10 protein-coding genes are annotated in these 12,800 nt (G+C 57.8%); 6 read left to right on the top strand and 4 right to left on the bottom strand.

What is annotated here, in order from left to right:
- Positions 1-15: 15 nt before the first annotated feature.
- Positions 16-843, bottom strand: coding sequence for a TIGR03084 family metal-binding protein (locus DCC25_RS07700; protein ID WP_158524757.1), 828 nt, complete (start codon positions 841-843; stop codon positions 16-18).
- Between the two features lie 612 nt (positions 844-1,455).
- Here DCC25_RS07700 and DCC25_RS07695 point away from each other — a divergent pair.
- The 3 genes from DCC25_RS07695 to DCC25_RS07685 all read left to right on the top strand — a co-directional run bounded on the left by DCC25_RS07695 (position 1,456) and on the right by DCC25_RS07685 (position 4,630).
- Entirely contained in the window at positions 1,456-2,715 is a 1,260-nt protein-coding gene (locus DCC25_RS07695; protein WP_110101229.1) for a glycine betaine/L-proline ABC transporter ATP-binding protein, read from the top strand.
- Complete coding sequence (locus DCC25_RS07690; RefSeq protein ID WP_369860289.1) at positions 2,712-3,599, top strand: ABC transporter permease; 888 nt, start codon at positions 2,712-2,714, stop codon at positions 3,597-3,599. Before DCC25_RS07695 ends, DCC25_RS07690 begins: the two co-directional genes overlap by 4 nt.
- 68 nt (positions 3,600-3,667) lie before the next feature.
- Positions 3,668-4,630, top strand: coding sequence for a glycine betaine ABC transporter substrate-binding protein (locus tag DCC25_RS07685; protein WP_233487965.1), 963 nt, complete (start codon positions 3,668-3,670; stop codon positions 4,628-4,630).
- 168 nt (positions 4,631-4,798) lie between these two features.
- On the opposite strand, the gene aceB is transcribed toward DCC25_RS07685, so the two are convergent.
- Both aceB and aceA read right to left on the bottom strand, forming a co-directional pair.
- Positions 4,799-6,466 carry a malate synthase A gene (gene aceB / locus DCC25_RS07680; protein WP_370443914.1) on the bottom strand — a complete coding sequence of 556 codons (1,668 nt, stop codon included), beginning with the start codon at positions 6,464-6,466 and terminating at the stop codon, positions 4,799-4,801.
- Between the two features lie 56 nt (positions 6,467-6,522).
- Positions 6,523-7,815 carry an isocitrate lyase gene (aceA, locus tag DCC25_RS07675; RefSeq protein WP_110099925.1) on the bottom strand — a complete coding sequence of 431 codons (1,293 nt, stop codon included), beginning with the start codon at positions 7,813-7,815 and terminating at the stop codon, positions 6,523-6,525.
- A 439-nt stretch (positions 7,816-8,254) separates the two neighbouring features.
- On the opposite strand from aceA, the gene DCC25_RS07670 reads away from it, so the two are divergent.
- The 3 genes from DCC25_RS07670 to DCC25_RS07660 all read left to right on the top strand — a co-directional run bounded on the left by DCC25_RS07670 (position 8,255) and on the right by DCC25_RS07660 (position 11,539).
- Positions 8,255-9,259 carry a magnesium and cobalt transport protein CorA gene (locus DCC25_RS07670; protein WP_158278410.1) on the top strand — a complete coding sequence of 335 codons (1,005 nt, stop codon included), beginning with the start codon at positions 8,255-8,257 and terminating at the stop codon, positions 9,257-9,259.
- Positions 9,260-9,295: 36 nt separating this feature from the next.
- Positions 9,296-10,780 carry a helix-turn-helix transcriptional regulator gene (locus DCC25_RS07665; RefSeq protein WP_110101226.1) on the top strand — a complete coding sequence of 495 codons (1,485 nt, stop codon included), beginning with the start codon at positions 9,296-9,298 and terminating at the stop codon, positions 10,778-10,780.
- Positions 10,781-10,981: 201 nt separating this feature from the next.
- Positions 10,982-11,539 carry a CarD family transcriptional regulator gene (locus DCC25_RS07660; protein WP_110099928.1) on the top strand — a complete coding sequence of 186 codons (558 nt, stop codon included), beginning with the start codon at positions 10,982-10,984 and terminating at the stop codon, positions 11,537-11,539.
- Positions 11,540-11,605: 66 nt separating this feature from the next.
- Here DCC25_RS07660 and DCC25_RS07655 read toward each other — a convergent pair whose 3' ends face one another.
- The gene (locus tag DCC25_RS07655) at positions 11,606-12,730 is read right to left on the bottom strand and encodes a YihY/virulence factor BrkB family protein (RefSeq protein ID WP_233487961.1); all 1,125 of its coding nucleotides are present in this window, start codon (positions 12,728-12,730) and stop codon (positions 11,606-11,608) included.
- Between the last annotated feature and the right edge of the window lie 70 nt (positions 12,731-12,800).

Raw genomic sequence — 12,800 nt, 5'->3', positions numbered from 1 at the left:
GCCTCAGACAGCGGGCTAGTCTTCCAGATCAGCCGGAGATAGCCGTTCCCCTGGTTCCGGTCCGGTGGTCGCAGCACCGGCAAAGGCTTGGGCGATCTGCATCCACAGCTTTGCGGTGTCACCCTCGATGTTGAGGTCGGCATCGGCAAAGTGTCGACGCTGCGTAACTACCGCGCAGAAACCCCAGGCGGAACCAATAACGCGGTTCTCGGCATCAGGGTCACCAAAACTCAGGTCAGGGCCGACCTGTAAGGACAGCTGGACATAAATTGGCTCCTGCGGTGGCGTGTGGCCGTGCAACGTGAACGCGAAGTCACGGGTCTTCACAGCGAGCTCGGCAACCGAAGCTTCGGCTTCGTTGCGGGGCTTGGTCCACCCCACAGCGTCGTAGATGTCCAAGCTGTGGGCCCAGAGCTCCATCGTGCGAGCCTGGGCCATGCTGGTGGGGCTCATGGGGCGGGCCAGCCAGGCGATTTTCGTCTCCTGATCGTCGCCGTATTCTTTCAAGCGGGTCAGTAATTCGTGATGAGTTGTCGTCCACTGATTCAGCAGCTCGGCAGGCTCCTGCTCAGCTAGTCGGTGGGCTTCAGCATCAAGGTGCTTGGTGAACGCCTCTGGGTCACTACCTTGAGTCAGCGCCACCACCTGTTGAAAGCGCTCGTCGTTGTCGATGGCCGACAGACAGAGCTGATCGGTCCACACTAAGTGACCTAATTGGTCGGCAACGGTCCACCCCTGACTAACGGTAGCTTGTCGCCACTGCTCGTCGGGGATGTCTTGGAACAGTTTGTCAACCTCGGCGATTTCGCGTTCAAGTAGCACAACGGCCTCAGACAGTTTCATAAGTTTCCTTGCTTCCAGGGCGACGACGTGACCCTCCGGGCTGAAGGAGGGCGACATCGGTGCGGTGATGGGTGGTCAGATTGACTCCCTTACTGTCCAGTGTAAGCTCGTTCACACGGCTTTGTCTGCTAGGTCCATCATCATCTCTGTGGCCTCTCACTCCGGGGCGAGCATCACACGGGTACCCGCCATGGACGTGTGCGCCACGGCCAGGACCCTGTGAATCAATGTTTTACGCCCCAAGTTTCAGCTCAAAGTGAACACATGTTTGGATCACCCGATGGGAAATTCAAAAAACTCAAGCCGTTTTCTTGGGGTCTCATGATTTGTGGGCACATAACACCGCACTATGTGATCGTTACCTTCTGGCTTCTGATCATAGGCTTATTGTTCGTCTGGGCGGAATGGTTGACGCATTATGTGCAGTAAATCTCATTTGCATTATCTGCCCGGTTGGGTAGTTTTATCTCATCCGAATTTGTGGAGCCAAGATCTGAATTATGAGATATTCCCCTGAAAGTTTGTTATTATCATTAGCTGGTGACCTTTTTGTGGCATCTCCCGCAAGGGATCGCCTTCTTGATTTTGCATGTCAACCCAAGGGAAGCGTGTATGACATCATCGCCACACATCTCGGAGCAACCGGAGCCAACAGGTAGTGCCGGCCAGTCCGATGCCCCGGTGATTCGGGTACAGAATGTTTATAAGGTTTTCGGTAAACGTCCCGAACGAGTCGTCGAGAAAATCAAGGCCGGTGCTGACCGAAAAGACATTGGGTCTGAGGGTGTTGCCGCGGTGATTGACGCTTCCTTTGAGGTGAAGCCCGGTGAAATTTTTGTTGTGATGGGGCTATCTGGTTCCGGAAAGTCAACCCTGATCCGAACCCTGAACGCGTTGCAACCGGCCACCTCGGGCACTGTTGAAGTCATGGGGCAAGACTTGGCTCAGCTGTCGAAAAACCACCTGAGAGATCTGCGAGCCAGGCACATGTCGATGGTCTTTCAGCACTTTGCATTGCTGCCGCACTGGACCGTGCTCGATAACGCCGCCTATGGGTTAGAAATCCAGGGTTACGGTCGAAAAGAACGTCAGGAGATGGCTGCGCAGGTGCTGGCCTCGGTCGGTTTGGCCGGCTGGGAAAGGCGCTACCCGAGTGAACTCTCGGGCGGTATGCAACAGCGTGTGGGACTGGCTCGGGCGTTGGCCTCGCAGACCGATGTGATGCTGATGGATGAGGCCTTTTCAGCCTTGGACCCGTTGATCCGGCGTGAGATGCAGGAAGAAATGATCTCCTTGCAACGTGAGCTACATCGGACCATCGTGTTCATTACCCACGATCTGAACGAAGCCATGTACATGGGTGATCGTATCGCGGTGATGAAGGAAGGCCGCATCGTTCAGATCGGTACGCCCGAAGAGATCCTTTCGGTTCCCGCCAATGACTATGTCGCCTCCTTCACCGCGGATGTGGATCGGTCTCGGGTTCTCACCGCGCAATCGGTCATGGTTCCGCCTGCGGAGCTTTCGGAAGCAGAAATTACCAGCTTCGGGCGCACACACCGTAGTGTCAAGCCTGGGGCGACTTTGCAGGAGATCGTCCCGGTTGCCGTGGAAGCCGACGGCCCGGTTGCGGTTGAAGGTGAGGACCATGGCAAACGGGTGAAGGTCGGTTATGTCCGCGTCTCGCGTCTGCTGGAGGCCATGAGCCCTCAGCGCTCGGAAACACTGTCAGAGCGTCTGGAGTCAGCTGAGACCACCGACCCTGGGGACGCCCCGCCAGATGCCTCGGTTGGTCGCCACGCTGAACAAATCGATCCGTCGCCTGCTGGCGATACCGATCGCCATAAGACCGCTGGGGGTGATGCGCTGTGAGCTCGACACTGTCTGCTCTAATCCCGGCTTCGGACATCACCTGGTTCGAATTCGAGTCCATTAACGACTTCCGCTTCGGCGTCGGCGAAGCCATTGAAGCCGGTCTGGACTGGTTGCTCGGCACTTTTTCGGAAGCGTTCTCAATCGTGCGCACCACGCTGGCGACGCTCAACGACCTGCTGGTCGGTCTGCTCACCTGGCCTGACTGGTGGGTGGTAACCCTCGTCCTGGCCGGGCTGGGCTGGATCGTCAAGTCCTGGAAACTAGCGCTAGGCACCGCGTTGGGCTTCACCCTGATTGCCGGGATGAACATGTGGGAACATGCTATGGACAGCCTGGGGCTGGTGACGATCTCCACCTTTATTGCCGCAGTCATTGCGATCCCGCTGGGTATTCTGGCCGCCTCCTCGAATACGGCCTCGGCCATTATTAAACCGATCATGGACTTTATGCAGACCATGCCGCCGATGGTCTACCTCATTCCGGCGCTGGTGATGTTCCGTGTCGGTGTTGTTCCCGGCATGGTGGCCACCATTCTGTTCGCGATGGTGCCCGGTGTGCGTTTTACCGAATTGGGCATCCGCGGTGTGAACGCTGAGGTGGTCGAGGCCGGTCAGGCCTTCGGTGCCTCACGGTTCCGGATCCTGCGTCAGATCCAGCTTCCGCTGGCCATGCCGACCATTATGGCCGGTATTAACCAGGTCATTATGCTGTCATTGTCGATGGTGGTCATCGCTGGTATGGTCGGCGCCGGTGGCCTGGGTGGCCAGGTCACGTCGGCCTTGAGCAGTATCGATGCGGGACTGGGCTTTGAAGCCGGTATCGCCGTGGTCGTGTTGGCGATGTATCTGGACCGGCTGACCGCGCTAAAGAAGAAAAGCTAACGGACCGGGTGCCTGAGTTGTACCGGTTCGGTTCATCATCCACACTGACACTAACTGGAGGTAACAGAGTGAGGAAGTTCAACAAGATCTGGAAATCCGTTGCTGCACTGTCTATCGGCGCCCTGGCCCTGACCGCCTGTGGCGAAGGCGACGGCACCGGCGACAACGGTGGTGAGGACAAGGGCGAACTGACCATCGGCGTCTTCAACGGCTGGGAAGAGGGCATTGCTGTGTCCTACCTGTGGAAGCACATCCTGGAGGAAGAAGGCTATACGGTCAACCTCGAAGAGGCTGAGCCGGCGGTGGTGTTCTCCGGTGTAGCCACTCAGGACTACGACTTCACCATGGACGTCTGGGAGCCCACCACCCACGCGTCCTACCTGGATGAGTACGGTGACGACCTGGAAATGCTGGGTACCTGGAACGATGAGTCCTCGCTACAGATTGCTGTCAACGAGGACGCACCGATTGACTCCCTGGAGGAACTGGCCGATAACGCCGATGAATTCGACAACCGGATCGTCGGTATTGAGCCCGGCGCCGGTCTGACCTCCGCCACCGAAGATGAGGTCATCCCGACTTACGGCTTGGACGGGATGGAATTCACCACCTCGTCCACTCCTGCCATGCTCCAGGAGCTGAACACCGCCATCGATAACGACGAAAACATCGTGGTGACTCTGTGGCGTCCGCACTGGGCCTACGAGGCCTTCCCGGTCCGTGATCTGGAAGACCCCGAGGGTGCTCTGGGTGGTTCTGAAACCATGTCGACCTACGCCTACAACGGTTTCAGCGATGATTTCTCCGAGGTCTCTGAGTGGCTATCGGACTTCACCATGGAAAACGACCTGCTCTACGATCTCGAAGCCCAGATGTTCGCCGATAATGACGACGAGGGCGAGTACGAAAACATCGTGGCAGACTGGGTCGCGGAGAACCAGGATTACGTCGACTCCTTGACCGAGGGTGGCGACTCTGAGGATAACGGCGAGGATAACGGCGACGAAGGAGATGCCGGCGACGAAGAGTAAATTTTGCGTGTCGTCTCCGTCTTGGTGAGTCACTCGCTTGGTTAGGTGGCCGCAACACCGAGACTGAACACACTGCCTGTGTAGATCAACAGCGGGCCCGGCCAGAGAGTGTCTGGTCGGGCCCGCTGTGCTGTGTGCTCGGGGTTGTGCTCTAGGTCCCCAGATGCCTCAGACGGCGACGCGGGTGTTGGCGTCAGCTGCCAGGTAGGCGTTGTAAGCCGGGATGGTCAAGAATTCAGGGAACTCTTCGGCGAAGACCACGGCGGAAAAGACCTCCTGGGCCTCAGTGATCCGATCCTGGTCTGACCGATCCGCAGCAGACACGATCTCGTTGATGAGCTCATCGACCCACTCGCGGGTTACGGTGCGTTCGGACCCCTGCACGGTCGTGGCCGTGGCCTCGGTTCGGATCCACTGCCACAGCTGGGAGCGGGAAATCTCGGCGGTGGCAGCGTCTTCCATCAGGTCGTTGATGCTGGCTCCACCGTGACCGCGCAACCAGGCGTCCAAGTAGTGGATACCGGCCTCGATATTGGTGCGAATGCCAGCTTCGGTGATCGCCCCGGTGGTGGCTTTCACGTTCAGCAACGCCTCAGCATCCGGGACCACATCCTCACGTTTGCGCGTGCGAATCTGGTGCGGGGTCTCAAAGAGCAACTCGTCGTAGACCCGCATGCACACCGGCACCAGATCTGGGTGAGCTACCCAGGAACCGTCGAAACCGTCCGCAGCTTCACGGGACTTCTCCTCGCGCACCTTTTCCAGAGCGATCCGGTGTTTGACGGGGTCCGACTTATCCGGCACATAGGCTGCCATCCCGCCAATGGCGTGAGCACCACGACGGTGGCAGGTACGCACCAGCAACTCGGTGTAGGCCCGCATCATCGGTTGTTGCATGGTGACATCGGAACGATCCGGGAGCACGAACTCGTCGGAGGAGTCCTGGAAGTTCTTGATGATCGAGAAAATGTAATCCCACCGACCAGCGTTCAACCCGGCAGAGTGATCGCGTAGCTGATACAGAATCTCATCCATCTGGAAGGCTGCAGTGATGGTCTCGATCAACACCGTGGCCCGGATGGTTCCGTGGGGAATGTTCAGGTAGTCCTGGGACTTGGTGAACACGTCATTCCACCAGCGAGCTTCCAGATGGTGTTCCAGTTTGGGCAGGTAGAAGTAGGGGCCACGGCCCAGGTGTACCAGCTCGTGCGCGTTATGGAAGAAGAACAGCCCGAAATCCATCAGCGCTCCGGCGATCGGCTGATCTTCGACCACGATGTGGCTCTCGTCCAGGTGCAACCCCCGCGGCCGCGGGAGGATCGTTGGAGACTGCGCCAGGGCTGGTTTCTTGAGCTTGTAGGTCCGACCGGTGGTCTGGTCGGTGTGGCGGATCTGGCCACGGATCGCCTCGTAGAGGTTCCGCTGGCCTTCGATCATGTTCTCCCAGGTGGGAGTACAGGCATCTTCGAAATCAGCCAGCCAGCATTTGGCCCCGGAGTTCAGGGCGTTGATGGTCATTTTCCGATCCACCGGTCCGGCAATTTCGGCACGGCGGTCTTTCAGACCGGGTGCCAGTGGAGCAACGCGCCAGGAATCATCTTCACGAATCTTCTTGGTGGTGCTCTCAAATCCCGGACGCGCCCCAGCCGCAATGGCTGCGCGCACCTGCTGACGCGCTACCAAGAGTTCTTGACGCTTGGGCTCCATCGTGGTGTGGAGGTAGGCCAGAAACTCCAGGGCCGCATCGGACAGTAGCGGCTGAGTGGCTTCGGAGACCTCGCCGAGCACGCTGACGGTCAGTCCCGAAGAGGTAGTGTAGCGAATCTGGCTGGTCATGATCATCACGTCCTATCTGGCTGGCTGATTTCTGAAGAATCAGTGGTGGTGAGGGATTAGAACTGTCCAGACTCCGTCGAACCGGCCAGAGCGACCGTGGAGGAATCCGGGTTGACAGCGGTGGAGATCGCGTCGAAGTAGCCGGTGCCGACTTCGCGCTGGTGCTTGGTAGCGGTGTAACCCTGTGGCTCGGCAGCGAACTCGCGCTGCTGCAACTCGACGTACGCTGACATCTGGCGCTCCTTGTAGCCACGCGCCAGGTCGAACATCGAGTAGTTCAGAGCGTGGAAGCCCGCCAGAGTGATGAACTGGAAAGTGTAGCCCATCGCGGCCAGTTCGCGCTGGAACTTCGCGATGGTCTCATCATCCAGGTTCTTCTTCCAGTTGAAGGACGGCGAGCAGTTGTAGGCCAGCATCTGGTCGGGGTGCTCGGCCTTGACAGCCTCGGCAAACTCACGAGCCAGCTCCAGATCCGGAGTACCGGTTTCCATCCAGATCAAATCGGCGTACTCTGCGTAGGCCTTCGCACGAGCGATGCAGGGCTCCAGGCCGTTGCGCACCTCGTAGAAGCCTTCAGCGGTGCGACCACCGGTCAGGAACTGCTGGTCGCGCTCATCGACGTCGCTGGTCAGCAAGGTGGCGGCTTCAGCGTCAGTGCGGGCGATGATCACCGAGGGAACATCGGCGACGTCAGCGGCCAGACGGGCAGCGTTGAGAGTGCGCACGTGCTGGTTGGTCGGAACCAGCACTTTACCGCCGAGGTGACCACACTTCTTCTCGGAAGCCAGCTGGTCTTCCCAGTGCACACCGGAAGCACCGGCGGTGATCATGGCCTTCATCAGTTCATAGGCATTCAGTGGACCACCGAAGCCAGCCTCAGCATCGGCCACGATCGGCACCAGCCAGTCTTCGACAGTCTGGATGCCCTCGGAGAACTCGATCTGATCCGCCCGCAACAGTGCGTTGTTGATCCGGCGGACGACCTGCGGGACCGAGTTAGCCGGGTACAGCGACTGGTCTGGGTAGGTCTGGCCGGCCAGGTTAGCGTCAGCAGCCACCTGCCAACCAGACAGGTAGATGGCCCGCAGTCCAGCCTTGACCTGCTGAACAGCCTGATTACCGGTCAGCGCGCCCAGAGCGTTGGTCCACTCACCTTGAGGGTGCTCGGTAGTCAGTTGCTCCCAGAGCTTCTCCGATCCGCGACGCGCCAGAGTGTGCTCTTCCTGCACACGACCACGCAACTTCACGACCTCGTCGGCCGAGTAGGTGCGCTTGACGTTCGCCCAACGAGGGTTGGTGTCCCAGTCGTGCTGGATCTGCTCTGCGGAAGCGGGAGTGTGCTGTGACATGATCTGAACTCCTTGAGTGTGTATCAGTGTGGCGTCTCTTGTCGTTTTCGTGACGGTTCCGAATGGTTCGGTTCCCGTCTGGGTAGTTTCTACTCTTCCGTGTTTGTCGCCAGTGAGGCAGGGGATTGTCGAAAAAAATTGCGCTTCAGATAACCATTTGGAAAAAATATGACTTCTTTCGAACGATTCGCCCCTCATCTGCAAAATTGTGAGATGCAGAACAAAAAAAGCGACGATTTGTCGGATGGTTACCCTCATACACGCCCGCGCGCCTGCGAGAGCACATGCGCGCACGCGAACACTCCGCGACCCGGACGGCAGGTAGCAGTGTCCCACCAACGACCCGAAGTAGTTCGGGTGCCGGTGGCGGTGACCACCGAGGCAAACCATGCAAGAATATGTAGGCCAAGGTGACAAGTAGACGATGGGAAGATGCACCATGACCTATCTCTTGCACTCCGTTGATAACGTCCAGCACGGGGCCTCGGCCCCACGGTTGGAAGCACTGGAGAGTATTGAACAGATGTTCGCGCGTCTGTCGTCAGACCCCGATGCTAGGGCCCATGTGGTGGTTTCAGAACCCAGTTCGGCTGAAATTCAGCAGTGTGCCGAGTACTTTGAGCTACACGAATTAGCGGTCGAAGATACCTTGCAAGGACACCAGCGCCCCAAACTTGAACGCTACGACTCGGTACTGTTCGTCGTGCTGCACTGGGCCCAGTACGTGGACAAAACCGAAAAAATGAAGTTCGCGGAACTGCATATCTTTGTCGGCGACCGTTTCTTCTTGGTCTTCGCTGATGACCACTCACTGGCTCAGAAAGTCGTGCATTGGCTACACCGCCCCTTCCGGCGGCATGTGATGGACGCCGGGCACCCGCAAACAATGTTGTACTTCGTCTTCGACGGTATTGTTGACGGCTATGCGCCCATCATTATCGATCTCGACGATGATCTGGACGACATCGAGGACTCACTGTTTGGCGATTCGGCAACGGTGGCAACCTCGCAACGCATCTACGAGCTATTCAACGAGATCGTGAAGTTCCTGCGGGTCACTCGCCCGTTATCGCACATGATCGATCTGCTGACTCGGGGAGCCACGAAGTACGGCATGGATCAAGAATTCGCTCGTCACCTGCGTGACGTCCGCGATAATGTTACCCGTGATGTCGAACAACTCGAAGGTATTCGGGCCGCATTGCAGAATGCGCTGACCGTGGAATCTACGCTGGTGGGCCGAAAACAAAACGAGGATATGAAAAAAGTATCGGGATGGGCTGCGCTGTTCGCGGTCTCCACGGTGATTGCCGGGATTTACGGGATGAACTTTGACGACATGCCAGAACTCCATTGGTCCTTCGGATATTTGTGGGCCATTGGGCTGATGTTGACCGCGAGCCTCACCTTGTATCTGATCTTTAAGAAGAAGGGCTGGATGTAGGAGGAAAAATCCGCGGTTTTTAACTACGCTGTGATTATGGTGCAAAACACAGTAGACGATGTGACCGATACCGGCGAGGTAGCACGGCTGGATTCCGTGGTGCTGGGACGCCAATTGCGTCACCAGCGGAAGAAGGCCGGATTTACCCTGGAACATCTGGCAAGCAGGGTGGATGTTACGGCCTCTCACCTCTCCCAGATTGAGAACGGCCACCGCGAGCCGAAGCTATCACTGTTGTCTGCCTTGGCGGCAGAACTTCGCGTCTCGGTTGACGACATGCTCTCGGCTAAACCTCCGAGCAAACGAGCCGAACTGGAAATCGCGGTGGAGAAACTCCAACGATCCCCGCACTTTCACGCGCTGGGGCTTCCCGGAGTCAAGATCACCTCCCGGACTCCCACCGAGGTGCTCGAAACGATTGCGGGCTTAGCGAGCGAATTACGACGTCAAGCTGCCGAGCGGGTTGCTACGCCGGAGGAAGCTCGCCGAGCCAATGTCGCATTGCGGATGGAGATGCGTGAGCGCAACAATTACTACCCCGAGCTGGAATCAACAGCTCAAGAACTGCTGGAAGCGGTGGGCCAGCCCTCGGGGCCACTGACTCACCGCAGAATCGCAAACATTGCTGACCACCTGGGATTTTCGATCCACTTCGTCGGCTCATTGCCCCACTCCACCCGCTCGGTTACTGACCTGAAGAACCGACGATTCTATCTGCCCGGCGGACCGCACACCGACCATGACGCTCGGTCGGTCTTATTGCAGGCGATTGCGGCCTATGTGCTCGGATTCGGTGAGCCGGTGGACTATCAGGACTTTCTGAAACAGCGGGTCTACATCAACTACTGTGCTGCCGCGTTGCTCATGCCAGAAAAATCTGTGGTCAAAGAGCTGAAGGCTGCTCATCAGAACCGAGATCTGGCCATTGAGGATCTGCGAGATGGCTACGGGGTCTCCTATGAATCTGCTGCCCACCGGTTCACCAATCTGGCGACCGAACACCTGGGTATTACCCTGCACTTTCAGAAAGTGCACCAGTCCGGAGTGGTGCATAAAGCCTACGAAAACGACGGGGTGAGTTTCCCAACAGACAGTATTGGAGCCATCGAAGGCCAGCAGATTTGTCGGTACTGGACCTCCCGAGAAGTCTTTGACGTCCAGAATCGATTCCGCGCGTTCGATCAATACACTGATACCCCGGCCGGTACCTATTGGTGCACCGCCGTGGTGGAGTCTTCCTCCTCGGGTCTTTACTCGTCCTCAATTGGGGTCCCTTTCGATCAGGCGCGGTGGTTCCGTGGTCGGGATACCACCTCGCGGTCTGTCTCGCGGTGTCCGGACCCGACGTGCTGCCGCTTGCCTTCCCCGGAACTTGAAGCCGAATGGGGTGGACATGCGTGGCCCGCGGCGCGAACTAACGCCCACATTTTGGCGGCCATGCCCACCGGTGCCTTCCCGGGTGTCGATGAAGTGGAGGTCTTCCAATTCCTTCAGGAACAATCCGGTGTCGACAACGTGTAGCGCTGTCCAGCGAGGGTGAATTCGAGCCTGACATGCCACGTGCATGTCATTCTTGCTCTGAGTGATATTTTGTGGTATGCGGCCGTTTCCGTGCTAGTATGGTGTACCTCAGTAGGAAAACAGCGAGCGCTCGGTATTCCGACACTTCGTTGCAATGCCGGGCGCTTATGCTGTGCCATCAAAGAAAGGTGCATCTGCTCCATGCGTTTAACCCCAGGCAAGTTCGTCGTCCATCCGCAACACGGTCCGGCCGAAGTGGTGAGCCGCAACACCAAAAAGATCAAGGGTGAAGACGTCGACTATGTCGTCCTTGAGGTCCAGGAGCAGCGCCTGCAGATCGCTGTGCCTGAATCGAGCCTGTCGGAGATCGGTGTTCGAGACCTGTCCAGCCATACTCGGTTGCGCAAGTTGATGTCGTTGCTGGCCAAGGATGGTGACACCTTGGAAAAGCAGTGGTCCCGTCGTTTGAAAGCACTGCGCGAAAAGCTGGCTACCGGTGATTTGGACAATGTTGCCGAAGTCGCCCGGGATCTCTACCGCCGCCAGAAGGAGAAGGAGCTCTCGATGGCCGAGCGAAACCTCTATCAAGAGGCCAAGGACATGATTATCGCCGAGGTCGCTTTGGTGCTTGACGTCGATCACGACGAAGCTGAGCGCACCATCGATGGCGCGATCGACGGCGTGCCATTGACCCGGTTGGGTCTGGACCGCGGTAAAGAATCGAAGGAGGATAAGGAAAAGGAAGCCTCGATGGCCTAACAGCGCCCGGGATATTTTCCAATCCTTTTCCTCTGAGGCAGACGTTGACTTCCTCGGTGTGGTCTTTTAGTCGACGTCGCGATTTTCCGGGGCTAGTGGGTTGCTCATGGTCCGACGAAGGGTACGGGCCTCTTCGATCAGCTTGTCCTGGTCTTCCTTAGCCTTCTCAGCACCGGCGGTATCACGCGGTGGAAGCTGGACGTGGACCTCGGCAGGAATGCCGGATTCCAGCTGGCGGGCACGGAACATTTCGTGATCGATTAGGGCCCCCAGCAGCATCACCATATTGAAAATCCAGAGCACGAACAGCACCGCCATGATGGTTCCGACCGCACCGTAGGATGAGTACGAGGCAAAGTAGGTCAGGTAGATCGCCATGGCCACACCGGCAATCGCGCTACCAACCAACACCACCACGGCGCCAATGGAGAACCAAGTGAACTTCGGCTTCTGCACATTGGGGGTGAAGTGGTACATCACGGCGATGACCAGAATCAACACCAAAGCCACCACAACGTAGCGTAGCCATGCCCAGAGCGGCAAGAAGGTGTCCGTCATAAATGCCAGGACGCCTTCCAATCCTAGCGGCTCCGCAATGGGGCCGAACAGCCCATCGACGAGTGGACGGTTCAGGGCCAAAGAGATCAGGATGACGACGACACCGACCAGCACCGTTGCGGTCGTGAGCACCATGGTGAGGTTCTTCTTGATGAAGGTGCGACCTTCAGCCACCCCGTAGATGGAGTTCATGTTCCGGGAGAACGCCTTAACATAGGCCGATGCCGACCACAGTGCTGTAATCACACCGATGATCAACGCGATCACGCCACCGGTGGCCGAGTCCATCATGGTTTCCACGAGGTCTTGTACCAGCGCTTGATAGTCTTCCGGAACTGCCTGGGTGATCACATCATCGAGCATGTTCTCAATAACCTCGGCGTTGGAGGACAAGACCAAGGACAGCATGGAGAATACGGCCAGCAGACCGGGAGCCATGGACAGGACCGTGTAGTAGGTGAGCTTCGCCGACAGATCGGTTCCGCCATCGGTGCCGAATTTCTTCAGTGCCCGTTTAAAAGCGTATTTTCGGCCCGACCACGATAGGGAGTTTTTGTACAGTTTCGGGTCGGCATATTCTTGATTGCGGTCGTCCTCGTTCAAGACGCGAACGATGTCATCTCTGGCAGACAAGGTGGAGAACTCCTGAGTGATTAGGGTTTTGGGGGCCGACGATCACGCGCCGGTGACGATCGCGGTGCAA

The sequence above is a fragment of the Auritidibacter sp. NML120636 genome, assembly GCF_003185945.1.
Lineage (GTDB): Bacteria > Actinomycetota > Actinomycetes > Actinomycetales > Micrococcaceae > Auritidibacter > Auritidibacter ignavus.
This window is presented reverse-complemented; position numbering and strand designations above follow the sequence as displayed.